The following is a 25430-nucleotide window of genomic DNA, read 5'->3' on the forward strand; positions in this document are numbered from 1 at the left end:
CGGCCCCGCCTGTGCGGCGGGGCCGGCCTGGTCTCAAGGGATCACAGCGGATCCCAGCTGAACACCTCGCCGCTCCGCTCCAGCGGCACGAAGGAGCCGCGCAGCGCCGGCAGGGCGTGTTCGGCGATGCTCTCCGGCGTCCAGCCCTCGGCTGCATGGATGCTGCGGATCGGGCGGTTCTGGCTGAACAGGAACAGCTCGTTCATGCGTGGGCCGAAGATCTGGCCGTTCACTTCCTTCGCCGCGTCGGAAGCCAGGAAGACCGCCAGCGGCGCGTTCTTCTCCGGCCCCATGCGCATGATCTTCTCGACCCGCGCCTTCTGCTCCGGCGTCTCCGCCGGGATGGAGGAGGTCATGCGGCTCCAGGCGAAGGGCGCCAGGCAGTTGGAGCGGACATTGTAGCGCTTCATGTCGAGCGCGATCGACTTCGACAGCGCCACGATGCCGAGCTTGGCCGCCGAGTAGTTCGCCTGGCCGAAATTGCCGATCAGGCCGGATGTGCTGGTGATATGCACATAGGCACCGCTCTCCTGCTTGCGGAAATGCGTGGCCGCATGGCGGGAGACGTAGAAGCTGCCGTTGAGATGGACCCCGATCACCGAGTCCCATTCCTCGGGCGTCATGCGGTGGAAGATCTGATCCCGCAGGATCCCGGCATTGTTCACGACGATGTCGATGCGGCCGAAATGGTCCATCGCCGCCTGGACGATCTTGCCGGCGCTCTCCCAGGAGGAGACGCTGTCGGTATTGATCTCGGCGCTGCCGCCGCGCTGCTCGATGATGGCCTTGGTCTGCTGCGCCGGCGTCGCCGACTGGCCCTCGCCGGAGAGCGAGGCGCCGATATCGTTGATGATGATCTTGGCGCCGGCCTGGGCCATGGCAAGCGCGATTTCGCGACCGATCCCGCCGCCCGATCCGGTGACGACGGCAACCTTGCCTTCAAGCATCATGGCGTTTCCCCTTCCTGGCTGATGAGCCCCCTGTTTCTAGCCTCCCGTCCGTCGCGCGGGAAGCCGGGGGACGCGATGCGGAATGGTTGCATGGCGTGGCGCGACCGGGGCATAGAGGGGCCACCAGAGGCGGCAGGCCCCAGGGCAACGAAATCCGCCGCGGAGGGGAGGCTGGAGCATGGCAGCGCAAGCGATCGACTGGCCGGAGAAGACGCGGGAACTGCACAGCCATCATTTCGACTCGACGGTCTGGAATGATTTCCGCTTCCGGGACGATGACATCGTCATTGCGACCTATGCCAAATCCGGCACGACCTGGGTGCAGCAGATCGTGTCGCAACTGCTCTTCGGCGGGGTCCCGGATATCGAGGTTGCAGAGATCTCGCCCTGGCTCGACCTTCGCGTTCCGCCGAGCGAAGTGAAGCTGGCGGCGCTGGAGGCGCAAACGCATCGGCGCTTCATCAAGACGCATCTGCCGGTGGATGCGCTGGTCTATTCGCCGCGGGCGAAATATCTCTATATTGGCCGCGACGGGCGGGATGTGGTCTGGAGCCTCTACAACCACCACGCCAATGCCAATGAGTTCTGGTACCAGGCGCTGAACGAGACGCCCGGCCTGGTCGGGCCGAAGATCGGCAGGCCGCCGGAATCCATCCACCAGTATTTCCTGGATTGGCTGGAGCGGGACGGTTTTCCCTTCTGGCCCTTTTGGGAGAATGTCCGGAGTTGGTGGGAAATCCGGCATCTGCCGAACCTGATGCTGCTGCATTTCGCCGATCTCCGATCGGACATGCCAGGCGCGATCCGGCGGATCGCCGCCTTCCTCGACATCCCCATCGATGAGCGCAACTGGCCCGCGATCCTGGAGCATTGCAGCTTCGACTACATGAAGGCCCATGCCACCAAAAGCGTGCCGCTGGGCGGCGCCATGTGGGATGGCGGCGCCGAGACCTTCGTCCACAAGGGCACCAATGGCCGCTGGCGCGACACCCTGACCGAGGAAGACAACCGCCGGTACGAGGAGATGGCACGGCGGGAGCTTGGCCCGGACTGCGCCGAATGGCTGGCGCGGGGCGGCCCGATGGGTTGAGCCTGACGATCCCGGCAAGCATTCCCGGCGCGATGCCGCTATGCTGGCGGCATGGCTGCCATCGCCCTGATCGCCCATGACACGCGCAAATCCACCCTGGTGGATTGGGTCGGTCGGCATCTGTCCGTGCTGGCACCGCACCGGTTGATCGCCACCGGCACCACCGGCGCTCGCATCCTGGCACGCTTCCCCGAACTCGACCTTGAAACCATGCTGAGCGGGCCGGAAGGCGGCGACCAGCAGATCGGCGCCCGCATCGCCGAGGGCAGGGTCGCGGCCGTGGTGTTCCTGTTCGACCCGCTCTGGGCGCAGCCGCATGAGCCGGATGTGCGGGCGCTGATCCGCATCGCCGCGCTGCGCGACGTGCCCATTGCGGTCAATCTGGCGACGGCGGAATTGCTGGCGGCGGCGCTGCCAGGGCAGGGAAGCTGCGGTTGCGAGGCCAGCATTCCCCGGTCTGGCGCCCCGGATGGATGCCCATGAGAATGCCCGGACGACACCGCATGGTCGATTGCCGATCCTGGCCCGGCCTGGGGCGGACCAGCTCGGCCGAATTCCTTCAGCGGGCTGCTTCGAGCGTGCCCGGCAGGGAGTTCAGCAGCGCCGCGACCTGGTCTGCGAGTTGGGCGCCGGTAACCGGCTTGCGCAGCAGGGCGAAGGTGCCGCCCACCGCAGTTCCCACGGCAAGCGCCGCCGCATCGCCGGCATAGCCGGTAATCAGGATGGCGGGCAGCCCGGGTTGGCGACGCTGTGCCTCGCGGATCAGCGCGACGCCGTCCAGGCCGGGCATTGCCAGATCGGAGACGAGCAGGTCGAAGGAGCCGCCCTGGTGCAGCAGGTCGAGCGCGGCCGACCCGTTCTCCCTCTCGGCCACATCGTAGCCCTCCTCCGCAAGCTGCGCCGCCAGCACCTCGCGTACGATAGGCTCGTCATCCACCAGAAGCACGCGGGGGCGCCGCGTGGGCCCGGTCGGCTTGGGCGTCTGCCTTTCCCATGTCGGGGCGACATTGCTGCCAACCCTCCGGTTCGTGACCGGCAGCCAAAGCGATACACTTGTGCCCTGGCCTTGCTCGCTGGTGATGGCCAGGGCGCCGCCCGACCCATGGGCGAAGCTGCGCGCCATGGCCAGCCCAAGCCCGGTGCCCTGGCCCAGGGGTTTGGTCGTGAAGAACGGCTCGGGCGCGGAGGCGAGCGTGGCTGCGCTCATGCCCTCACCCGTGTCGGCCACAACGAGGTGTATGTAGGCACCGGGCGCCAGGCCGTCCACCTCGCCTGCATTCCCGGCCTGCACGGCCTTGGCCGAGAGCACGAGCCTGCCGCCATCCGGCATCGCGTCGCGCGCATTGGTGGCCAGGTTGACCAATACCGTTTCCATCTGGCCTCGATCGGCCAGGACAGGCGGCAAGCCGGGTGCCGCCTCCACCTCCACCCTGATCTTTGCGCCGAGCGTGGCAGAGAGTACTTCGCGCAGGCCACCGAGCAACTCGCCGACGTCCAGGGTGTCGGCGCGGAGTTCCTCGCGTCGAGCGAAGGTCAGCAGGCGGCGGGTGACCGATTCACCGCGCCGGGCCGCATCCTCGATCATGCCGGCCATGCGCTGGATGGCGGCGGCATCGCCGGCGCGGCGGCGGATCAGGCCGACACCGCCCAGGACCGCCTGGAGGATGTTGTTGAAATCATGCGCGATGCCGCCGGCGAGCTGGCCCACGGCCTGCACCTTCTGCGCCTGAAGCAGTGCCGCCTCGGTGTTCCGTCGCTCCGAGATCTCCGCCTGAAGCCGGTCATTGGCGAGCACCAGCTCCCGGGTCCGCTCCGCCACGCGGGCCTCCTGCGCCTCGGCATAGCCACGCAGCTCCTCCTCGCGCCGCTGCAGCGCCGCGGCCATCGCGTTATAGGCCACGGCGATCTGGCCGAATTCCGAGCGCCGGTCGCAATCCGGGGCCCGCGCCGCAAGATCGCCCTCCCGCCAGCGTTGGGCAACGGCCAGCAGGGCCTCGGTAGGCCGGGCGATGAAGCGGCGCGCCACCAGCAGGGTAAGGCCGAACACCACAATGCTCACCGCCCCGAGCAGCAACGCGCCCTGCAGCAGCGCGTGCTCGATGTCGCCCATCAATCGGGTTCGTGGAAGCCGACGGCAACGGCGAGGTTGTGGCTGGCCGGGGTCGGTGGGGTGTAGCCCACCACGCGTTCGGTCCCGTCCATGCTGCGCAGCCGGAGGATGCCAGGCGTCGGGGAGCGCACAATGGGCATCGCCGCGGGCGGGAAACGCTGGCCGACGAACTCCGCATGCCGGACATCCCGGCCGAGTATCACTCCTTCCGCGTCGGCGACGGTCAGGACGCCGCTGACCAGGAAGGGTGAACCGGCCCGCTTGAGGCGGTTCAGGTGCCCCTCCAGCCAGGTGAGGTCGAGCGCGGCGACGAGTGCGCCGCCCTCCGTGGTTTCGCTGCCCGCGAGCGGCAGATAGAAAGGCAGGAAGCCGCCGGGATGGCTTGGCGAGCGGGTGAACTGGCCGGCGGTGAAGGCCGGTGCCAAAGGCGCGCTTCGGGCCCAGCCGGCGCCGTCTTCAGCGCCGACGACAGCGAGGTCGGACGCGCACCGGACCTGACCCGCGTTATCGACGCGCGCGACGAATGCGAAGCCAGGCGCATTGTCCAGGAGGCGGGCAAGCCTGGTGCTGCACTCGTTGCCGATGGTGCGGACCTGACGGAATTGCGCGGTCGTGCCGAGCAGGATGCGGGCACCTTCAGCGATGCTCCCCACATCCCCCGCCAGCAGCTGGGCCTGGTGGAGGGCGAGGTCACCGAGCTGTGCCTTGCGCTCGGTCCACTGGTTCCAGCTCGCGGCAATCTGCAGCCCGATTGTCGGCAACAGGCAGGTGGCGATGATCAGCATGAGGCGGGTGGAGACGCGCATGCCCAGGGCAGCCTTGCGCCAGCGGCGCGGGGCGCCAGGCTCAGGCTCTCTCGCCAACCGGCGATTCACGTCCGGCACCGGGATAGGCTGAGGCATCGCTTCTTGAGCCTGTTTTGCGGGAGTGGCGCGCGAGTGGCGCCAGATCTCCATGGGCTCCGGAACCTCACGCTGCTGCGAGAAGATCTACCGAAAGCTCGCCTGATTGTCACCAGATTAGATATGCAACTTTCATGGCCGAACGGCTTCGTCACATAGGCCAATTCAACTTATTGTCGTGCATGCCGGGTTGAATATCAGCAAATGCGTTCAGGCGGCGCCGGTGTCAGTGTGCCTGCGCAATCCTACCCGGGAGGTGCTGTTCGGTGCCGCCAGGGTACTGGCGCGGCGAACCGCCAGTGTGGCTCAAGATCAATTCAGTACCCTGCCGAGTGGTCATTGCCGGCATCGGGAATTGCCGAATGAGCAAGCTCGTTGTCTCGACGCTCTCCGAACTGCTTCCCGGCGGCCGCAGGCTGGCGGTCATCAAGAACCGGTCCATTGCGGTGTGCAATCTCGGCCTTTCCGGACACGCCGTTCCGGCACCAGCGCCAGGCCGCGACGTACCACCGCATCCGCTGGCAACCCGTCCACCCGTTCGCCGCCAGGCCGAACCTCGGCCGCGCGGGCCGCACGAGTCCTGTGGCCGCGCGCTGAGCGAGGCGCCCTGCACCGTCAGAACGCCACCGTAGCCGGCCCCGATCCCACGCAGTTCCAGCGTTACGCGCCGCGTCCTCGGGATAGGCGGCGACCGCCGCGGGATCGCGTGCCCATACTCGCGGAGGGACGGCTGCTCGCCTTCGCTGTCAGCCTCGCCCACCGGGCCGATATCGGCGGCGGCTGCCCCAGCTTTCATGTCGCCGCGACGATGGAAGCATTGCAGGAAGCGCTGCGCATCTTGCCGCTGCGCCTGTTCACGGCGGAGGGGCCGGATCCGGAGTAGATCGCCATCAGCATGTCCAGCACCCGCGGCCCGGCGGAACGCGAGGGCGACCTTTTCGCCCAGGTCGCCGCGACGCGCGCGGCGGAACAGCGCCTGCTCGTCCTCCGCGCGGAGCATGCGACGGCGTCGATTGAGGCAGCAATGGACGTACTGCATGACCGGTCTGAGGCAGCGATGCGCGAATACGTCATCCTTGCGTCCGAGATGTCGCTGACGACGATGTTCGAACGCCGCATCTTTCCACCCTGGGGCCTCGCTGGTGGCAAGGCTGGCGCGCCCTTCGGCTGCGAACTCCGCCGCCCGGACGGTTCACGCGTGGAATTGCGCGGCAAGCAGAACCGCATGGTCCGCGAGGGGGAGGGCATTGTGCTCTCCAGCAGCGGCGGTGGCGACTATGGTCAGACCCAGGTGTAGCGCGCCCGACCTGGGGGAGGGACTTCGTAATCCAAAATCAGCATGCAACACGACGGCGCGCCCGGCATTCTGCCTGCGTCATCGTTTCGGCTCAGAGTGCAGTATGAAATGCAACTCTTGATCCTATGCGTGGCACGGCCTAGTGAAGTCCGGCTCGCGGTGATCTGATTCCGCCGAGCGGACTGAGAGGCAACAGCAAGGGAACCGAGGCTTGGACGACAACACGCTCAATACCTGGTCTGCTGATGCTCCATGGAATTCCGAAGATAATGGAAGCCTTGGTGCTCGGATCAGGAGAGCGGTGCTGCCGCACCATCCCAGGCAGGCGGCGCGATTGGCGACCGGCTGACCCCTGATGCCGTCACCGGTTCGGTGATGGCACAGCACCAGACCACCGACGCATGACTGCCGTCGGGCACTAGGTCACATCGAGCATAAGAACACTCGCCGCAGGGCGGACACGCATCCTGCATCAGTCCTATGGCGGGTGATGACACGGGTTTGCCCGGCCGCTGAAGGATGCGCCGCGATCGTGGTGCATCCGGCGCCAAGCACGGTTGTGCCGTGCGCGGTCGCGGCATGACATCTGCATATTGGGGGATTAGGGAATTCATGGCGATCACCGAAAAGGCGCTCAGCGAGAGCTTCGACAACGGTTTTGGCACGCTGGGCAATGCCTGGAATGTCGATCATTCGGTCAAGGGCGAGATCAAACTCGCCGGCCATTCGGGCATAATGGAGTGGGCCACCGGCAGGGATGCCGGCCATGGCTACGGCACCTACACCGTCAACGCCAAGGTCGACGGCAACCAGCCGGGCCCCGGGATCGTGTTTTGGCCTGGCAACGACCAGTGGCCGGGCCAGGAGATTGATCTGCTCGAGGTCACGCCCGACGGATCCGGCCGGCAATACGGCACCGTCCACTGGAACGAGGGTGGCTCGGATGCCTACGAGACGCGGATTTTCGAGGGCGTGGAGAGTGGCGTCTTTCACGACTACCAGATGATCTGGGAGCCGGGCCGGATCACCTTCAAGGTCGATGGTGCCGAGAAGGGCGTCATCACGGACCATGTGCCGCTGGACTTTGCTTCCGGCGGCATGAACAACACCATCGGCTTCCTGAACAACAACCATGACACTTCTCTCACCGTCAGGCACGTTGAGTTCACGCCGCTCGGCGAAACCGCCCCGGATTCCGCGCCCGCTTTCACTCCGGAGTTCGGGCCGATCATCCTGCCTGCGCCGGAGGAGTCGGTCATCACGCCCGACGTCGCATCCCACGACGGGCCGGTGGACTGGAACGCGATCGCCGCTCAGGTGATGGCGAACTACGCTGCCACGGGAAGCTGGCACCTCTGACCAGCGAGCGGCGGGAGGAACGACCTCCTCCCGCCGCATTGCGCGAAGCCGAGGGGCGCCCCTGCGGCTGCCCCGAGTGGCACGGATATCAGTGCTATCCGGCGGTGGAGTACATGCCCAGCAAGTCACGGGCATCGTTGCTGCCGAACTGGGACAACCTGCGCCAGCGTGCCGGGGCGCCTTCTCACTGGCGGCCGAGCTGCCGGTCAAAGTGCTGGCGCAGCCGCTCCTGCGACCAGTGTTCGCGCCGCATGCCCTGGTGCCGTGGCTGGGGCCGCCCTTCCGGGCGCGCCCATTCCCGTCGATGCTGTTCCCGGTAGCTTGGAGCGGCATGGTAGCGCGGGGTGCCGTAGTAGCGCGGGGCACTGTAGTAACCCGGGCCGGTGTAATAGCTGGGGCCAGCATAGGCATGTGGCCCGCCGTAGTAGCCGGGGCCGCCCCATTGGGGGCCGGCGGGTGCAGCGCAGCCGGCCAATCCTGTTGCGAGCAGGACCGCGAGGCAGGCTACCGTAAGGAAGCGCGGCGTCACACCGATTCTCTCCTTCAGTTTCCCGAAGCAACGCCGTTGTTGGAAGGCGGCTCCCGGACCGGGGTGCCGGGAACGGCTGGAGTCGGCAGTGGTGGTGGTGCCGGCGCGCCGGGTGCGCCCTCAAGGATTGCGCCTCCGCCCCGATGGGCGCGGTTCGCCTCCGGAGTATTGGGACCACGGTCAATCGGCCCGTCCGCGGAACGCGAAGTCGGGTTGGCCCCTTCACTCGCCGCGTCGGCCAAGGGCGGAGTAGGGCCTGTGCCCTGAACGGTCTGGGCGAGCATTGGGCCGGCGAGCAGCGTGGCGCCCAAGGCAATCAACGCGACCCTCCGCATGACAACCCCCGTGCTGCGATGGCGCCGCAGGAGCAAGGTGTGGATCGGGTGCCCCTCAGGCGATGCGTGTGCCAGAACGCTGTCGCAATGGGATGGTTGCGTTGTGGCCGAAGGTTGGCGAACTGCCGGAACGGGCGTCGGGAAAAGACCCGGCGGGACAGTCAGAATGCCCGCGGTGGCATGGTTCAGAACGGGCTGGCACGCGCGCAGGGGAGGGGATGACCCGCCGTTGCTCAACGCCAATTTCGCTACGGGAAGGCGCTACGAAATAGCGCCCGCATCGCACCCAACTTCTTGGAAAAATGCGCGGTGGCGTCCCCAACGGGATTCGAACCCGTGTTACCAACGTGAAAGGCTGGTGTCCTAGGCCTCTAGACGATGGGGACGTAACGCGAACCACAGCGGCTCCCCGCGAACCGAGCCAGGCAACCGACGGATGGCGGCCGCTCGCACGATGCGGGAGGGCCGGGTCACTACACCGGCTCGGCGCGGACGTCTAGCCACCAGCGGCATTCGAAGATCCGCTCATTCGCCCGCGCCGCCCGGCCGCACCGGGGCGGCGTCCACCACATGCAGGCAGGCCGTCACCTGGTCGTTCCATCGTTCCGCCCGCAACTGGCCGCAAAGGTGCAGTGGCATGCGGTCGCGGCCGAGCAGCGCCTCGGCCAGCGGCCCGTCCTTGGCGCGGAAGCAGATGGCCTTGAGCCGGCCGCCGGCCTCGCCCTCCAGGAAGGCGCGGATGGTATTGCCCTCCTTGCCGACGCGGTCGGCACGGATCACCCGGGCGCGGGCGATGGCGAAGACCGGTTCCTCATTGCCGGCACCGAAGGGCGAAAGACGCTCGACCTGGCCGGCGAATTCGGCAGTCGCGGCGGGTACCGCGAGGCTGCCTTCCACCAGCAGGTCGGCGGCACCGGGCAGGTCTGCGGCGCGGGCCAGGCGCTCATCCAGGAAGGCGTGCAGCTCCGCCTGGCGGCCCGCCACGAAGCTGAAGCCGGCCGCCATGGCGTGGCCGCCGCCGGTCTCCAGCAGGCCCGCCTGGCGCGCCGCGATCACTGCCGCGCCGAGATCCAGCCCCGGCACCGAACGGCCCGAGCCCTTGGCAAGCCCCCCCGCCACCCCGGCGACGCAGGCCGGGCGATTGAACCGCTCCTTCATCCGGCCGGCGACGATGCCGACCACGCCGGGGTGCCAGCCCTCGCCAGAAACCAGGAGCACGGGATGGCCCTCGGCGACCTGGGCCTCGGCGGCGGCCAGCGCCCCTCCCAGCACCTCGGCCTCCACCTCCTGGCGGCGGCGGTTCACGGCATCCAGCCGCTCCGCCATGGCGCGGGCCTCGATCGGGTCGTCGCAGAGCAGCAGGCGCATGCCGAGATCGCATTCATCGATCCGGCCCGCGGCATTGATGCGCGGGCCGAGCACGAAGCCCAGCGAATGCGCGGTCGGCGCGTCCCGCACCAGCCCGACCTCCAGCAGCGCGGCGATTCCGGCACGGCCGCGCTTCCGCATCACCTTCAGTCCCTGCGCCACCAGGGCCCGGTTCACGCCGGTGAGCGGCATCACGTCGCAGACCGTGGCCAGCGCCACCAGGTCGAGCAGATCGAGCAGCCGCGGCTCCTCCGCCTGGGCGAAATGCCCGGTGCGGCGCAGCGCCCGGTGCAGCGCCACCACCGCCAGGAAGGCCACCGCCGCGGCGCAGAGGTTACGCAGGCCGGAGGTGCAGTCCAGCCGGTTCGGATTGACCACCGCCGCCGCCCGTGGCACCGGCCCCTCCGCCTTGTGGTGGTCCAGCACCACCACATCGGCGCGACCCTCGGCCTCGGCCAGCGCCGCATGCGCGGCGATGCCGCAATCGACGCAGACGATCAGCGTCGCGCCCCTTTCGCAGAGCGCACGGATGGCGGCAGGATTGGGGCCATAGCCCTCGCGCAGCCGGTCCGGCACGTAATGACTGACCTGGCAGCCGAGTGCGCGCAGCGCGCGGACCATCAGCGCGCCCGAACAGGCCCCATCCACATCATAGTCGCCGAAGACCGCGATCCTTTCCCCTTGGCGCACGGCGCGGGCCAGGCGCTCCGCCGCCGCATCCATGTCGAGCAGCACGGAGGGGTTGGGCAGCAGGGCACGCAGCGTGGGATCGAGGAAATCCGCCGCCACTTCAGGCTCGACGCCGCGCGCCGCCAGCAGCCGCCCCACCAGCTCCGGCAGCTCTAGCCGCTGCGCGATGGCGAGGCCGGTGCGCGCATCGCCCTCACGCCAGACCCAGCGGCGGCCCAGCACGCTGCGGGCGACCCCGAGGACAGGCCCAGCCGGGCGGAACCCGTCCATCATGGAATCAGGCGACAAAGGCGGTAGGCTTCAGCGCGAAATTATGATGCCCCTCGACATAGCGGACCGTGCCCGACTTGCTCCGCATGACGATGGAATGCGTCACCGCGCCACCGGCGAAGCGGCGCACGCCGCGCAGCATCGGCCCGGTGGTGACGCCGGTGGCGGCGAACATCACCTCACCGCGCGCCATGTCGAAGATGCCGTATTTCCGCTGCGGGTCGGTGACGCCCATGTCGCGCGCCCGGGTGATCTGCTCCTCGTTCTCGAACAGCAGCCGGCCCTGCATCTGGCCACCGATGCAACGCAGCGCCGCGGCTGCCAGCACGCCCTCCGGCGCGCCGCCGGAGCCGAGATAGATGTCCACCCCGGCCTCCGGCTGGCTCACCGCAATCACCCCCGCCACATCGCCATCGCCGATCAGCATGATGCGGGCGCCGGCCGCGCGGCAGGCCTTGATGAGATCGCGGTGGCGGTCGCGGTCGAGGGTGCAGACCATCAGGTCGCCCACCTCGCATTTCTTGGCCCGCGCCAATTCGCGCAGGTTGGTCTCGACCGGCGCATCCAGATCGACGACGCCCTCCGGCAGGCCGGGCCCGACCGCGATCTTCTCCATGTAGATGTCGGGGGCGTGCAGGAAGCAGCCATGCTCGGCCAGCGCCACGGTGGCGATGGCGTTGGGGCCGCCCTTGGCCGTGATGGAGGTGCCCTCCAGCGGGTCCACCGCGATATCCACCGAAGGCCCGCCAAGGCCGATCCGCTCGCCGATATAGAGCATCGGCGCCTCGTCCATCTCGCCCTCGCCGATCACCACGGTGCCGGAGATGGCGACGGTGTCGAAAGCCTTCCGCATGGCATCCACCGCGGCGCCATCGGCGGCATTCTTGTCGCCCCGGCCGATCCAGCGGGAGGCGGCCAGCGCCGCGGCCTCGGTGACGCGGACCAGTTCCAGCGCCAGGTTGCGGTCGGCCACCAGGCCAGCCTTCGGATCGATCTGCGCCATCACGGCCTCCCTGCGTTCCAGGCACGACTATAGCGCAGCCGGAGGCCGCCGGAAGCTACAGTGGCTCGATCCGGATCAGCGCCGGCCGCTCCAGCACCGCGTCCAGGGCGGCGATGCGGGTGAGCGCGGCCCGCATCGAGGCTTCCTCGCAATCATGCGTGGTCAGCACCACGGGCACGGCCTCGCCGGGGGCGCGGCCGCGCTGCAGCATGGCTTCCAGGCTGATGGCGTGGTCGCGCAGCACGCCGGTGACATCGGCGATCACCCCGGGCCGGTCCAGCACCATCAGGCGGAGGTAGTAGCAGCCCGCATGCCGGTCCATCGGCACGGTGGGCGCGGCTTCCAGCGCGCCGCTGGCGGCGCCCCAGACCGGGGTGTGGCGGCCGCGCGCCAGGTCGATGAGGTCGGCCACCACCGCGCTGGCGGTCGGTCCCGCCCCGGCGCCGCGGCCTTCCAGCATCACCGTGCCGACGAAATCACCCTCCGCCACCACGGCGTTGAAGACGCCATCGACCCGGGCGATGGGGGCGGCGGCCGGCACCATGCAGGGATGCACGCGGGTGGAGATGCCCGCCTCGGTCCGCCGGGCAATGCCGAGCAGCTTGATGCGGTAGCCGAGCTCCTCGGCCAGCGCGATGTCGAGCGCGGTGACGTCGCGGATGCCCTCCACATGCACCGCGCCGAAATCCACCGGCCGGCCAAAGGCCAGCGCCGCCAGGATCGCCAGCTTGTGCGCGGCATCGATGCCGTCGATGTCGAAGGCGGGGTCGGCCTCGGCATAGCCGAGCCGCTGCGCCTCGGCCAGCACCTCGGCGAATTCGCGCTTCTGCTCGCGCATGGTGGTGAGGATGTAGTTGCAGGTGCCGTTCAGGATGCCGGCGACCCGGCCGATGCGATTGCCGGCCAGCCCCTCGCGCAGCGCCTTGATGGCGGGGATGCCGCCGGCCACCGCCGCCTCGAAACCCAGCGCCACGCCCTGCGCCTCGGCCAGTTCGGCGATGGCGGCGCCATGCACCGCCAGCAGCGCCTTGTTGGCGGTGACCACCGGCTTGCCGGCCCTGAGGCTGGCTTCCACCAGGCTGCGGGCGGGGCCGTCGCTGCCGCCGATCAGCTCCACCACCACATCCACCTGCGGGTCGGCGGCGAGCAGCGCCGGGTCGTCGTACCAGCGCAGCGCCCCGAGCGGCACGCCGCGGCTGCGGCTGCGGTCGCGGGCGGAGACGGCAGTGACGACGATGGGCCGCCCGGCTCGCGCCGCCACGATATCGGCATTGTCGGAGAGCAGCTTCAGCACGCCGGCGCCGACCGTGCCAAGGCCGGCGACACCGATGGACAGCGGGCGGGTCATGCCTGGGCCAGCTCCTTCTTGGGCTCGCTCGGGCCCAGATTGTCGCCCTGGAGGAAGCCCTTGATCCCGCGCAGCGCCTGGCGGATGCGGTGGCTGTTCTCGACCAGCGCGATGCGGACATGGGCATCGCCATGCTCGCCGAAACCGAGGCCCGGCGCGACCGCGACCTTGGCCCTGGCCAGCAGCAGCTTGCTGAACTCGACGCTGCCGAGATGGCGGAATTTCTCCGGGATCGGCGCCCAGACGAACATGCTGCCCTCCGGCGAGGGCACCTCCCAGCCGGCATTGCGCAGCCCGCGCACCAGCAGGTCGCGGCGTTCGCGGTAGAGCACCCGCATCTCCGCCACCGTGTCCTGCGGCCCGTTCAGGGCCGCCGCGGCGGCGATCTGGATCGGGGCGAAGGCGCCGTAGTCCAGGTAGGACTTCACCCGGGTCAGCGCGCCGATCAGCCGCTGGTTGCCGGCGGCGAAGCCCATGCGCCAGCCCGGCATGTTGTAGGTCTTGGAGAGCGAGGTGAACTCGACCGTCACCTCCTTCGCACCCGGCACCTCCAGCACCGAGGGCGGCGGGGTGGCGCCGAAATACAGCTCGGCATAGGCAAGGTCGGAGAGGATGAACAGCTCGTGCCGCCGGCACAGCGCCACCAGATCCCGGTAGAATTCGATGCTGGCCAGATGCGCGGTGGGGTTCGAGGGGAAATTGACGATCACCGCGGTCGGCTTCGGCACCGAATGCCGCACCGCGCGGTCGATCGCGGCCAGCATCTCGTCATCCGGCGTGCAGGGCAGGCTGCGCACGGAGGCGCCGGCGATGATGAAGCCGAATTGGTGGATGGGATAGGAGGGGTTCGGCACCAGGATGGTGTCGCCCGGCGAGGCAATGGCCTGGGCCAGGTTGGCCAGCCCTTCCTTGCTGCCGAGCGTCGCCACCACCTCGGTCTCGGGGTCGAGCTTCACGCCGAAGCGGCGGCCGTAATAGCCGGCGAGGGCCTTCCGCAGCCCCGGGATGCCCTTCGACATGGAATAACGGTGGGTGCGTGGGTCCTGCACCGCCTCGATCAGCTTGGCCACGATATGCCGCGGCGTCGGGCTGTCCGGATTGCCCATGCCGAGGTCCACGATGTCCTCGGCCGCCGCTCGCGCCTTGGCCTTGGCCGCGTTCACCTCGGCGAAGACATAGGGCGGCAGGCGGCGGATGCGGTGGAATTCCTCGGTCATCGACGGGGTCCGATCGTGTTGGACCCACCGCCCCGGGCGGCTGGCTACCGCCCCGGGCGTTGGGCCGTCCCGTATAGCCGAGCCCGTCAGCGGGGGCGAGGCGGCACGAGCAGATCGGGCGAAGGTGGTGGCGGCAGGCCGAGCAGATCGGGCGGCGGCGGGGCCGGTGCCATCTCCGGCACCGCAGGCGCCTGTGGCTCGGGCACAGCGGATGCCGGCGGCTCGGGCTGTGGCGTTGTGCCGGCCGGCACCGGCCGATTCGGGGCGGGACGGCTCGGGGCCGGGGCTTCCGACCAGGGGATGCGCGGCGCGGCGGCCAGGGCAGGGCGCGGCGGCGGCGCGGCCGGCATGCCCGGAGCCCCGGGGACCAGGCCGGCGGCGGCCGGGGCGGGCGTGGTACGGAGGGCCAGGGGCTCGCGCGAATTGGCCCGGTCCTTGGCTAGGTCTGCGAAGATCGCCGCCCGGCTGGCGGCGCTTGGCCGCTCCGGCCTTGGGGGAACGCTCGCGAGGTTCGGGCGGGGGAGGTCCAGCCCCGGCGGTGGCAGCCGGCCCGCATCGGCCTCGCCGCTGATCTCGCGGTAGATCACCACCGGGTTGATCTCGTCCGGCACCTGGCAGCCGGTGAGCGCCAGGCCGGCAAGCAACGCCACGGCCCATGGCCGGAGCCTTTCCGGGCCCGTGCCCTGCGGCTTCCCTGGTGCTTCGCCCCGCGGGCGTGATGCCGGCATTCCTGCTGCCCTTGTTGCGACGCCAGGGTTAGCCCGGAACGCGCCGCCGGGGGAAGCCCGACGGCTGCGGAACCGTACTGGAGGACCGGCCGTTCCCTGGGCTAGACTGGCGCATGGACCAGGAAAACTTGCCCGAGTCGCGCCACTTCCGCCTGCCCGATCCGGCGCTGGTGACCCGCACCATGGCGGAGGTGGCGGAGCGCGGCCAGCGGATCGTCAGCGACTTCCTGAAACGCCAGTCGGAGGCGGGGGGGCAGCCCGGACCCGCTGAATATCGGCAGCGCCTTCATGGAGATGACGACGCGGCTGATGACCAACCCGGCCCGGCTGATGCAGGCGCAGCTCGGTTTCTGGCAGGACTACCTGACGCTCTGGCAGAACACCGCCCGCCGCATGATGGGCGCGGAGGTGGGCCCGGTCATCGCCGAGGACCCGCGCGACCGCCGCTTCAAGGATGATGCCTGGCGGGAGAACGAGGTCTTCGACTTCATCAAGCAGTCCTACCTGCTCTCGGCCCGCTTCTTCCAGAACGTGGTGGGCGGGGTGGACGGGCTCGATACCAAGACCGCGCAGAAGGTGGATTTCTACACCCGGCAGTTCGTCGATGCGATGAGCCCCACCAACTTCCTGATGACCAATCCGGAAGTGCTGCGGAAGACCGCGGAGACGGGCGGCGAGAACCTGCTGAAGGGCCTCTCCCATCTGCTGGCGGATCTGGAGCGCGGCCGTGGCCAGCTTCGCATCCGCATGTCCGACGACAGCAAATTCCGCGTCGGCGAGAATATCGCGGTGACGCCGGGCAAGGTGGTCTACCAGAACGACCTGATGCAACTGATCCAGTACAACCCGGCGACCGAGACGGTGCTGAAGCGGCCGTTGGTGATCTTCCCGCCCTGGATCAACAAATTCTACATCCTGGACCTGCGGCCGCGGAATTCCTTCGTCCGCTGGGCGGTTGAGCAGGGCCACACCGTCTTTGTCGCCTCCTGGGTCAACCCGGACGAGACGCTGGCCGAAAAGGGCTTCGACGACTACATGCGGGAGGGCGTCTACGCAGCCCTCGACGCCATCGAGCGTGCGACCGGCGAGCGCCAGGTGAATGCCATCGGCTACTGCCTCGGCGGCACCCTGCTGGCCACCACGCTGGCGCATATGGCGGCGAAGCGCGACACCCGCATCAAATCCGCCACCTATTTCGTCACCATGACCGATTTCGAGGAAGCCGGGGAACTCGGTGTCTTCATCGACGAGGAACAGTTGAAGTCGCTCGAGGAGAAAATGGCCGCGCGCGGCTTCCTCGAAGGCAGCGAGATGGCCACCACCTTCAACATGCTGCGCGCCAACGACCTGATCTGGTCCTTCGTGGTGAACAACTACCTGCTGGGGCAGGAGCCTTTCCCCTTCGACCTGCTCTACTGGAACGACGACAGCACCCGCATGCCGGCGCGCATGCACAGCTTCTACCTGCGCCGCATGTACCAGCAGAACGACCTGGTGAAGCCCGGCGCGATCGAACTCGACGGGGTGAACATCGACCTCCGCAGGATCAAGGTGCCGAGCTACCTGATCTCGACCCGCGAGGACCATATCGCGCCGTGGAAATCCACCTACCGCGCGACGCAGATCTACCAGGGGCCGGTGCGTTTCGTCCTCGCCGCCTCGGGCCATATCGCCGGCGTGGTGAACCCGCCCGAGAGCGGCAAATACAGCCACTGGGTCAACGACAAGCTGCCGCCCGACCCCGACGAGTGGTTCGCCGGCGCCACCGAACTGGCCGGCTCCTGGTGGCCGGACTGGCAGCGCTGGGTCACGTCCCTCTCGAAGGAGCAGGTGCCGGCGCGGGTGCCGGGCAGCGGCGGCCTGCCGGCGCTGGAGGATGCGCCGGGCAGCTATGTTAAGGTGATGGCCACGGATTGAGGCCGCCGCGGCGGTGGTCCCGGCTCAATATCCGCCGCCGGTCCCCCCGCCCAGGCCGAAGGTGGTGATGGAGCGGCCGGAGGCATCGACCGGCCGGTTCCCCAGCCAGCGGCCCTCCGCATCGAAGCGCGCCACCTCCTGTGCCGCCAGACCGGTGGCGATCGCCACCTGCGGCAGGGGGCCTGCGTCGCCGAGCCGGGCGACCGAAGCCGCGCCACCCGGGCGGAACATCGGTGCCGGCAGGGCGGCCGCGGCGGCGCTCCGGTTGCCGGCGCGCAGCGCCCGCGCGGCCGCCAGAAGGGCCGGCACCACCGCATCCGGCTCGGCCTCCTCCGCCACGCCGATGGCGTCCCGGAGTTCGGCCCTGGCCAGCAGCAACTCCCGCCGGATGCCCTCCGGCATTGGCGCCCAGCGGGGGTCGCGGGGGATCGCCGCGGTGGCATATTCAAGCTGCGCCGCCGCCTGGGCCAATGCGGCGGGCTGCCCGGCCAGGCCCGCGCCACGATCCGCAAAGGCCGCGGCGGTGGCGAGGATGGAGGCCCGCACGGGTTCCGCCGCCTCGCCGACGAGATCGGCTGGCGGCGGCGGCGCGGGTGCCCGCGTCAGTTCAGCACAGCCTGCGGCCGCCAGGAGCAGCAGCAGGCAGGCCCGGCGCATCAGAATCGGCCGCGGCCCTGGCCATCCTGGCGGCGCAACGTGTCATTCGCCTCCACTGCCGCCTGGTTGGTCAGCGGCAGGGCCGGCAGGGCGGCCAGCCGGGTCAGCGTGGCCGCGCCGCCCTGCGGGAAGACGCTGGGCGGCAGGGCGGCCGCGGCCGCCTCGGTCTGGCCGGAGCCGAGGGCACGGGCGCTGGCATAGAGTGAATCGATCACCCTCTGTGGCGCCGTCCCGGCCGGGATGCCGAGCGCGCGGCGCCATTCCTCACGTGCCCGCGCATACCGGGCCGGCGAAATCGATACCTCCCCTGTGAAGCGTGGGTTTGTCTCCATCTCAACGGCGACGAATTCCATCTGCGCCACCGCGCGGGCGGCCTGTTCCGGCTGGCCCGCCAGGCGGTTGGGCGAGCTGAAGGCGGTGGAGGTGGTGGCGACGGCCGAACGCAGGGGGTCACCCGCCCCAATCACCGCGTCATAGGGCAGCCGGGCATTGTGCTGCGGCTGCTGCGCCGCGCAGGCGGCAAGCCCCAAAGCGGCGGCGAGGGAAAGCATGGTCCGGCTGGTCATTCAGATGTCCTTGCAAGTCTTGCAATACCAGTGATCCGATCCTGACGCTTGGTCCCCAAGTGCCAGGTGAATCGGCCCACCAAACCAAGGCTAGTGGTGCAAGTCCAACGGTCCTTTCCGTTGGACTTGCACCACTAGTCCTTGCCGCCATCACCGCCGTCGGCGAAGCGCCCGTCATTATCGACCCGGGTCATCTCCTGGTTGGTCAGCGAAGTGGCGATCCGGGTGCGGGGCAGCGGCGGCAGGCTGGCGAGGCGGAGAAGCGTGGCCTGGCCATCCCGGAACACCGGTGCCTGCAACGCCTGGCCCGCGCCCGCCTGGTCACCGGCCCGCAGCGCGCGGGACGCGGCGTAGAGCCCATCCACCACGGCCTGTGGCGGGGCGGAAGGGGAAATGCCGAGGGCGGTGCGCAATCCATCCCGCGCCGCGGCCAATTCGGCGGTGATCGAGGGGTTGAACGCGTACCAGCGGGGGCCGCTCGGGATTTCGGTGGCGAGGTATTCCACCTGCGCCGCGGCGCGGGCCGCGGCATCGGGGCGGCCGGCGACCGATTCGGGGGCCGAGAAGGCATAGGCGCTGCCGATGATGGCGGCGCGGGTGGGGTCGCCGGCACCGACTACGGCATCGGCGGGCAGGCTCGCGTAGGGCGGCACCGCACTGCAGGCCAGGACCGGCAAGAGCGCGGCAAGGCTGAGCATCCGTCGCATGGCGAGGTCTCCTGTCGGCAACAGAATGGAGCGTGCCGCCGGCCGGATCAATTCGCCTTCGCATGGCAGCTTGGCAAGGGGGCGGCTCCTCTGGCCAGCAGGGAACCTCACCGGCCGAAGCTGGCCTCCCCGAGCATGTCCCGCGCCGCCCGCAGCGCGCGGCGCAACGGCCCGGGTGGATCGAGGGCCGCCAGCGTCGCCCAGGGGCTTGCGCCGGGCCTGGCCAGCGGCGCCAGTGCCGCTTCGGCCGCCGCGGCATCACCCCGGCGCCCGGCCGCGGCGGCGGCGAACAGGGCATCGGCCGCGGCCTGCGGCGGTGCCTCGGCTTCCAGGCCGATCATGGCGCGCAGCGGCGCCCGGCCCTCCCGCAGCAGCCGGGTGACATGGCGGCCGTCGGCATGGCGCCCGTCCTGGAAGGCGGTGGCGAGGTATTCGACCAGCGCTGCCGCGAAAGCGGCCTCGGCCGGCCGGCCGGACAGATCCTGCGGCCGGTCGAGCAGCAATGCCCCGGCCTGGGCCAGGGCCCAGCGCTGTGGCTCCGTGGCGCCTTCCGGCAGGCCGGGCGGCAGCCGCACCGGCGGCTCCGCCTCCCAGGCATCGCAGGCGGCCAGTCCGAGCAGCCAGGCCAGCCCGCGCCGCGGCACGGGCCGGCTCAGTAGCACCCGGCCAGGCGGGCGCGGGTGCGGAGCAGGGCGAGCACCGTGCGGCAGGTCGGCGCCGGCAGGTCCACCATCTCGGCCAGTTCCACGATCACGCCGAGCAGCGCATCGATCTCCATCGGCCGGCCGCGTTCCAGGTCCTGCAGCATGGAGGTCTTGTGCACGCCGACCTCGGCGCCGCCGGCGATGCGCTTGTCCACATCGATCGCGAAGCGCACCCCGAGCCGCTCGGCGATGGCCTGCGCCTCCAGCATCATGCTGCGGCAGACTTCGCGCAATTCGGCCTCGCCGGTGATGATGTCGAGCGTCGCGCCGGTGAGCGCGCTGAGCGGGTTGAAGGCCAGGTTGCCCCAGAGCTTCACCCACATCTCGTCGCGGATGCGCGGCCGCACCGGCGCCTTGAAGCCGGCGGCGACCAGGGCGGCGGAGAGCGCATTGGCCCGCTCGCTGCGGCTGCCATCCGGCTCGCCGAGGGTGAAGCGGTCGCCATAGGTATGCTCGATCACGCCGGGGGCGCTGACCTCGGCCGCCGGATAGACGATGCAGCCGATGGTGCGGGAGGGGGGCAGCGTCTCCCACAACGAGCCATCGGGATCGACGCTGGCGATGCGGCGGTCCTCGAAGGGGCCGGGAAGCTTGTAGAAATACCACCAGGGAATGCCATTCACCGCCGAGACGATGGCGGTTTCCGGCCCCAGCAGCGGCTGCATCTGCCGCGCGGCGGCGGGCAGCGAATGCGCCTTCAGCGTCACCACCACATAATCCTGCGGCCCCGCCTCCTCGGCGCTGGCGACGCAGCGGGGGCGGGCGGTGATCTCCCGCCCCTCGCTCAGCAGCGTCACGCCATTGGCCTGCATGGCGGCGAGATGCGGGCCGCGGGCGATGAAGGTGACATCGACATCCCCCCTTGGCGGCGAGCTTCGCGCCAAGCAGCCCGCCGATCGCGCCGGCGCCGAAGATGCAGAGCTTCATGTCTGGCTGATCCGATTCACGCTACGCTCCTCGCTGGTGCTGCGGTGCCCCGTGGCCGGATCAGGTGGTAATTCCGAGCTTCTGCGCCAGGCCGATGCGCATCAGCTTGCCGGTCGCGCCCTTCGGGATCTCCGGCAGGAACACCACCTTCCGCGGCACCTTGAAATCCGCCAGGTGCTTCGCCGCGAAATCGCGCAGCTCCCGCTCGGTGCACTCCATCCCCTCGCGCAGCACCACGGCGGCGCCGACATCCTCGCCCAGCATGGGATGCGGGATGGAGAAGGTCAGCGCCTGCGCGACCGAGGGATGCTCGGAGAGGATGCCGTCCACCTCCAGCGGGCTCACCTGCTCGCCGCCGCGCTTGATGAGTTCCTTCAGCCGGCCGGTGAGTTGCAGGTAGCCATCCGCGTCCAGCATCCCCTGGTCGCCGGTGCGGAACCAGCCATTGGTGAAGGCCTTGGCATTGGCTTCGGGATTGGCCTCGTAGCCCTTGGTCACATTGGGGCCGCGGATCACCACCTCGCCGATCTCGCCCTGCGGCAGGATGCTGCCGTCGTCATCCATGATGGCGATCTCCGGCCCGGCGGCCAGGCCGACGATGCCGGGCTTGCGCGGGCGCGGCGGCAGGGGGTTGGAAGCCATCTGGTGGCTGGCCTCGGTCATGCCATAGGCCTCGATCACCGGCGCGCTGAAGGTCGCTTCAAGGTCGCGCATCACCTGCGCCGGCAGGGAGGAGGAGGAGGAGCGCAGGAAACGCAGCTTCGTGCGGCCGATGATCTCGGCATTGCGCTCCGCCCGCGCCAGGATCGCCTGGTGCATGGTGGGGACGGCCGTATACCAGCTCGGCCGCTCGGCATCGAGCCAGCGGAAGAAGTGCAGCGCGTTGAAGCCCGGCGTGCAGACCACCGACCCGCCGGCGGCCAGCGAGGAGAGCGTCGCCGCCATCAACCCGTGGATGTGGAACAGCGGCATGACGTTGAGGCAGGCATCCTCCGCCGTAAGCGCCAGCGTCCGCCTGATATTGCCGGCCGAGGCGGTGACGTTGCTATGGCTCAGCGGCACGATCTTCGGCCGCGCCGTGGTGCCCGAGGTATGCAGCACCAGCGCGACGTCATCGGCCTCCGCCATGCCCGGCCGTGCCGTGGTGCCGGGCGTGCCGCCCTCCAGCGTGAAGCTGCCGGCGCCCGAGGCGTCCGGCACCAGTTCCACCACCGGCACGCCCAGCCGGGCGGCCACGGCGCGGGCCGGGCTCTCCATGCCCTGCAGGATGACCAGCGCCTTGGCCTTCAGGTCGGTCAGGTAGAACTCGAATTCCTCGTCCTTGTAGGCGGGGTTCAGCGGCGCGGTGGTGGCGCCGGCGGCGATGGTGATGAAGGCCGTCGCCATCTCCGGCCCATTCGGCAGCACGATGGCCACGCGGTCGCCGCGGCCGATGCCGATGCGGTTCAGACTGGCGACGGTGCGGCCGACCAGGTCGCGGAGCCCGGCATAGGTCAGCGGCGCCCGTTCCGGCGCGCGGATGGCGGGGTGGCCGGCCTCCCCGGCTGCCAGAAGGTCCGCGACGGTGCGATATTCGCTCATGTGCTGCTTCCTCTCTCCCCGCCGCCCGCGGGTGCCGGGCCGGGACCGGCTGCCGCGGGTCCGTGCCGCTAGCATCTGCATCAGCCGGCGCGGTCCGGCAAGCCGGTCCATGGCCCACCGGCACCGGGAGCGGCACGACCCCGGGCCGTCCTCGCCAGGCGCAGCCTAATCGCAGCGCGGCGCCCGGGGACGGTCGGCGGTGCCGATCAGGTCGAAGCGGAAGGGCGTGGTGGCCGGCATGGCGAGCAGCAGGGCCAGCAGGGCAAGGCTTCGCATCGGAGGGGGACTCCCTGCCCAGGGCCGGACATGCAAAGGGGCGGACCCTCGCGGACCCGCCCCTGCCGTTACCGCAAGCGGCTGGCGGCTACGCCATCGCCTTCTTCAGGTTCTCGTCGATCTTCGCCAGGAAGTTCTGGGTGTTGAGCCAGGGCTGGTCCTTGCCGATCAGGATGGCCAAGTCCTTGGTCATGGCGCCGCTCTCGACGGTCTGCACGCAGACCCGCTCCAGCGTCTCGGCGAAGGCGGTCACATCGGGCGTGTTGTCGAACTTGCCGCGATAGGCCAGGCCCCGCGTCCAGGCGAAGATGGAGGCGATCGGGTTGGTGCTGGTCTCGCGGCCCTTCTGGTGCTCGCGGTAGTGGCGGGTGACGGTGCCATGCGCCGCCTCCGACTCCACCGTGCTGCCATCGGGCGAGAGCAGCACCGAGGTCATCAGTCCAAGGCTGCCGAAACCCTGCGCCACGATGTCGGACTCCACGTCGCCGTCGTAGTTCTTGCAGGCCCAGACATAGCCGCCTTCCCACTTCAGCGCCGAGGCCACCATGTCGTCGATCAGCCGGTCCTCGTAGGTCAGCCCGGCCGCCTTGTACTTCTCGGCGAATTCGGTGTCGAAGATCGCCCTGAAGATGTCCTTGAACTGGCCGTCATAGGCCTTGAGGATCGTGTTCTTGTGCGAGAAGTACACTGAATAGCCGCGCGCCAGGCCGTAGTTGAGGCTGGCGCGGGCGAAGCCCTCGATGCTGGCGTTGGTATTGTGCATCCCCATCAGCACGCCGGGGCCCTTGAAGTCGGTGACTTCGAGGCTGATGGGCGTGCCGCCGCCGGCCGGGGTCCAGGTGAGGGTGGCCTTGCCGGGCCCGGGGATCTTGGTCTCGGCGGCGCGGTAGATGTCGCCATAGGCGTGGCGGCCGATGACGATCGGCTTCGACCAGTGCGGCACCAGGCGCGGCACGTTCGAGCAAATGATCGGCTCGCGGAAGATGGTGCCGTCCAGGATGTTGCGGATGGTGCCGTTCGGGCTCCGCCACATCTTCTTCAGGCCGAACTCCTTCACCCGCGCCTCGTCCGGGGTGATGGTGGCGCATTTCACGCCGACGCCATACTGCTTGATGGCATTGGCGGCATCGACCGTGACCTGGTCATCGGTCTGGTCCCGGTATTCGATCCCGAGATCGTAGTATTTCAGGTCCACATCCAGGTAGGGCAGGATCAGCTTGTCCTTGATGAACCCCCAGATGATGCGGGTCATCTCGTCCCCGTCGAGTTCGACGACCGGGGTCTTCACCTTGATCTTGGCCATACCTGTCCTCGTGGTCTCCCGCGCCGGGGTGCCGGATGCGGCGCCGCCGGGGGTGGTGGAAAGCGGCCGGAACATCGCACCGGGGCGGTGGCGGGGCAACCCCGGCCTGGGGCGCCCCGCCGCCGGCGGTTCAGGCCGCCCGCTTCTCCGCGATCAGCCCCTGCGCCACCAGCGCCTCGGCGATCTGCACCGTGTTCAGTGCCGCGCCCTTCCGCAGGTTGTCGGAGACGCACCAGAAGGCCAGGCCATGCGGCACGGTCGGGTCGCGCCGCAGCCGCGAGACATAGACCGCATCCTCGCCCGCCGCGTCGAGCTGGGTGACGTAGCCGCCATCCTCGCGCTTGTCGATCACCTGCACGCCGGGCGCGTCGCGCAGCGCGTCCCAGGCCTGGGATTCGGTGATCGGGCCTTCGAATTCCACATGCACCGCCTCGGAATGGGCGATGAAGACCGGCACCCGCACGCAGGTGGCGACGACGGCGATGTCGGGGTCCAGGATCTTCCTGGTCTCCGCCGCCATCTTCCACTCCTCCTTGGTGAAGCCGTCATCCATGAACTTGTCGATATGCGGGATGCAGTTGAAGGCGATCGGCTTGGTGAACTGCTCGGGCCTTGCCGGGTCGTTCACGTACATGGCGCGGGTCTGGTTGAAGAGCTCGTCCATCGCCTCCTTCCCGGCGCCGCTGACCGACTGGTAGGTGGAGACGACCACCCGCTTGATCCGGGCAATCTCATGCAGCGGCTTCAGCGCCACCACCATCTGGATGGTGGAGCAATTCGGGTTGGCGATGATGTTCCGCTTGCTGAAATTCTTCAGGTGCTGCGGATTCACTTCCGGCACCACCAGCGGCACATCCGGCTCCATGCGGAACTGGCTGGTATTGTCGATCACCACGCAGCCCGCGGCCGCCGCGCGCGGCGCATGCACCGCGGAAACCGAGGCGCCTGGCGAGAACAGCCCGATATCGGTGCCCCGGAAGTCGAATTTCTCCAGGTTCTGGACCTTGAGCACGGTTTTCTCGCCGAAGGACACTTCCTGCCCCGCGGACCGGCCGGAGGCGAGGGCAATGACCTCGCTCACCGGGAAATTCCGCTCCGCGAGGGTCTTCAGCATCTCGCGCCCCACCGCACCGGTGGCGCCGACGACCGCGACCCTGTAGCCCATGACCTGCTCCTGAAACGACCAAAACCCCCATTCCCGCGAGGGCCAGGGTTCCATAGGGCGGCCGGGCCGCGGGTTCAAGGGAAGTGCGGCAGGGCCACGCCGCCGGGCCAGGCGCCCGGCGCCAAGCCTCCGGCCGACTGCACAGCCGCGCGAGCATGCCACCGGACCATGGCTTGGCCCCGATCTGGGGCATGCCGGCGCTTGATCCGCTGCCGCCACGGCCCCACACTCCCCTGGGTTGCCCCATCAACCGGAATGGAGACGGTAATGGCCTGGAAGAAGCCGCGCGTGACCGAGGTGTCTCTGGCACTCGAGATCAACAGCTACGCCTGCGCCGAAATCGGCTGAGGTGAAGCCGCCGGCGGCAATCCGCCCGGCGGGTTCCCCAGGATCATCCGGTGCTCCGGGCCGGTGCATCCGGCGCAGGACGC

The 25430-nt window shown here is 69.4% G+C and carries 23 protein-coding genes, 1 tRNA gene and 1 pseudogene; 7 read left to right on the forward strand and 18 right to left on the reverse strand.

Translation table 11 applies throughout. The features are described 5' to 3' along the window. Positions 1–41: 41 nt before the first annotated feature. On the reverse strand, positions 42–950 hold the full coding sequence (locus KSF81_RS12545; RefSeq protein ID WP_217379263.1) for an SDR family NAD(P)-dependent oxidoreductase: 909 nt from the start codon (positions 948–950) through the stop codon (positions 42–44). Between the two features lie 178 nt (positions 951–1128). Between KSF81_RS12545 and KSF81_RS12550 the strand changes: the two genes are divergently transcribed. Then, positions 1129–2040, forward strand: a complete 912-nt coding sequence (locus KSF81_RS12550) for a sulfotransferase domain-containing protein (protein ID WP_217379264.1) — start codon at positions 1129–1131, stop codon at positions 2038–2040. A 51-nt stretch (positions 2041–2091) separates the two neighbouring features. Further along, complete coding sequence (locus KSF81_RS12555; protein ID WP_217379265.1) at positions 2092–2523, forward strand: methylglyoxal synthase; 432 nt, start codon at positions 2092–2094, stop codon at positions 2521–2523. A gap of 76 nt (positions 2524–2599) precedes the next feature. Here KSF81_RS12555 and KSF81_RS12560 read toward each other — a convergent pair whose 3' ends face one another. Then, positions 2600–4150, reverse strand: a complete 1551-nt coding sequence (locus KSF81_RS12560) for a response regulator (protein WP_217379266.1) — start codon at positions 4148–4150, stop codon at positions 2600–2602. Beyond that, positions 4150–4956 (reverse strand): hypothetical protein, encoded by an 807-nt coding sequence (locus KSF81_RS12565; RefSeq protein WP_217379267.1) that lies wholly within the window; start codon positions 4954–4956, stop codon positions 4150–4152. Before KSF81_RS12565 ends, KSF81_RS12560 begins: the two co-directional genes overlap by 1 nt. A gap of 802 nt (positions 4957–5758) precedes the next feature. Here KSF81_RS12565 and KSF81_RS12570 point away from each other — a divergent pair. The 3 genes from KSF81_RS12570 to KSF81_RS12580 all read left to right on the forward strand — a co-directional run bounded on the left by KSF81_RS12570 (position 5759) and on the right by KSF81_RS12580 (position 7708). Next, positions 5759–5935, forward strand: a complete 177-nt coding sequence (locus KSF81_RS12570) for a hydantoinase B/oxoprolinase family protein (RefSeq protein ID WP_217379268.1) — start codon at positions 5759–5761, stop codon at positions 5933–5935. A 12-nt stretch (positions 5936–5947) separates the two neighbouring features. Then, on the forward strand, positions 5948–6349 hold the full coding sequence (locus KSF81_RS12575) for a hydantoinase B/oxoprolinase family protein (RefSeq protein WP_217379269.1): 402 nt from the start codon (positions 5948–5950) through the stop codon (positions 6347–6349). Between the two features lie 612 nt (positions 6350–6961). Beyond that, positions 6962–7708, forward strand: coding sequence for a family 16 glycosylhydrolase (locus KSF81_RS12580; RefSeq protein ID WP_217379270.1), 747 nt, complete (start codon positions 6962–6964; stop codon positions 7706–7708). Between the two features lie 184 nt (positions 7709–7892). Here the strand turns inward: KSF81_RS12580 and KSF81_RS12585 are convergent, their stop codons facing one another. The 7 genes from KSF81_RS12585 to KSF81_RS12615 all read right to left on the reverse strand — a co-directional run bounded on the left by KSF81_RS12585 (position 7893) and on the right by KSF81_RS12615 (position 15118). Continuing rightward, the gene (locus tag KSF81_RS12585; RefSeq protein ID WP_217379271.1) at positions 7893–8183 is read right to left on the reverse strand and encodes a hypothetical protein; all 291 of its coding nucleotides are present in this window, start codon (positions 8181–8183) and stop codon (positions 7893–7895) included. 699 nt (positions 8184–8882) lie between these two features. Beyond that, a tRNA-Glu gene (locus KSF81_RS12590) sits at positions 8883–8958 on the reverse strand. Between the two features lie 139 nt (positions 8959–9097). Then, entirely contained in the window at positions 9098–10900 is a 1803-nt protein-coding gene (recJ, locus tag KSF81_RS12595) for a single-stranded-DNA-specific exonuclease RecJ (RefSeq protein WP_254453499.1), read from the reverse strand. 7 nt (positions 10901–10907) lie between these two features. Then, positions 10908–11903, reverse strand: a complete 996-nt coding sequence (glpX, locus tag KSF81_RS12600; protein ID WP_217379273.1) for a class II fructose-bisphosphatase — start codon at positions 11901–11903, stop codon at positions 10908–10910. A 55-nt stretch (positions 11904–11958) separates the two neighbouring features. Then, positions 11959–13251, reverse strand: a complete 1293-nt coding sequence (locus tag KSF81_RS12605) for a homoserine dehydrogenase (RefSeq protein ID WP_217379274.1) — start codon at positions 13249–13251, stop codon at positions 11959–11961. Further along, on the reverse strand, positions 13248–14468 hold the full coding sequence (locus KSF81_RS12610; protein ID WP_217379275.1) for an LL-diaminopimelate aminotransferase: 1221 nt from the start codon (positions 14466–14468) through the stop codon (positions 13248–13250). The genes KSF81_RS12605 and KSF81_RS12610 overlap by 4 nt, the downstream gene beginning before the upstream one ends. Positions 14469–14554: 86 nt before the next feature. Then, a complete protein-coding gene (locus KSF81_RS12615) occupies positions 14555–15118 on the reverse strand; it encodes a hypothetical protein (protein WP_217379276.1) in 564 nt (187 codons plus the stop codon). A gap of 191 nt (positions 15119–15309) precedes the next feature. Between KSF81_RS12615 and KSF81_RS12620 the strand changes: the two are divergent. Continuing rightward, positions 15310–17113 (forward strand): annotated as a pseudogene (locus KSF81_RS12620) (PHA/PHB synthase family protein). A 24-nt stretch (positions 17114–17137) separates the two neighbouring features. Here KSF81_RS12620 and KSF81_RS12625 read toward each other — a convergent pair. From KSF81_RS12625 to KSF81_RS12660, 8 genes are all read right to left on the reverse strand, one after another. Next, positions 17138–17770, reverse strand: coding sequence for a hypothetical protein (locus KSF81_RS12625; protein ID WP_217379277.1), 633 nt, complete (start codon positions 17768–17770; stop codon positions 17138–17140). After that, a complete protein-coding gene (locus KSF81_RS12630) occupies positions 17770–18336 on the reverse strand; it encodes a hypothetical protein (protein ID WP_217379278.1) in 567 nt (188 codons plus the stop codon). Before KSF81_RS12630 ends, KSF81_RS12625 begins: the two co-directional genes overlap by 1 nt. 134 nt (positions 18337–18470) lie before the next feature. Then, entirely contained in the window at positions 18471–19043 is a 573-nt protein-coding gene (locus tag KSF81_RS12635; protein ID WP_217379279.1) for a hypothetical protein, read from the reverse strand. Positions 19044–19150: 107 nt separating this feature from the next. After that, positions 19151–19687, reverse strand: coding sequence for a hypothetical protein (locus tag KSF81_RS12640; RefSeq protein WP_217379280.1), 537 nt, complete (start codon positions 19685–19687; stop codon positions 19151–19153). An 8-nt stretch (positions 19688–19695) separates the two neighbouring features. Beyond that, the gene (locus KSF81_RS12645) at positions 19696–20631 is read right to left on the reverse strand and encodes a 2-dehydropantoate 2-reductase (protein ID WP_254453500.1); all 936 of its coding nucleotides are present in this window, start codon (positions 20629–20631) and stop codon (positions 19696–19698) included. A gap of 103 nt (positions 20632–20734) precedes the next feature. Further along, entirely contained in the window at positions 20735–22255 is a 1521-nt protein-coding gene (locus KSF81_RS12650) for an acyl--CoA ligase (protein WP_217379281.1), read from the reverse strand. Between the two features lie 364 nt (positions 22256–22619). After that, the gene (locus KSF81_RS12655; protein WP_217379282.1) at positions 22620–23834 is read right to left on the reverse strand and encodes an NADP-dependent isocitrate dehydrogenase; all 1215 of its coding nucleotides are present in this window, start codon (positions 23832–23834) and stop codon (positions 22620–22622) included. Between the two features lie 130 nt (positions 23835–23964). Further along, on the reverse strand, positions 23965–24999 hold the full coding sequence (locus tag KSF81_RS12660) for an aspartate-semialdehyde dehydrogenase (RefSeq protein ID WP_217379283.1): 1035 nt from the start codon (positions 24997–24999) through the stop codon (positions 23965–23967). 267 nt (positions 25000–25266) lie between these two features. On the opposite strand from KSF81_RS12660, the gene pqqA reads away from it, so the two are divergent. Further along, entirely contained in the window at positions 25267–25347 is an 81-nt protein-coding gene (pqqA, locus tag KSF81_RS32100; protein ID WP_111470403.1) for a pyrroloquinoline quinone precursor peptide PqqA, read from the forward strand. Positions 25348–25430 lie beyond the last annotated feature (83 nt).

It is taken from the genome of Siccirubricoccus sp. G192 (assembly GCF_019084075.1).
Lineage (GTDB): Bacteria > Pseudomonadota > Alphaproteobacteria > Acetobacterales > Acetobacteraceae > G192.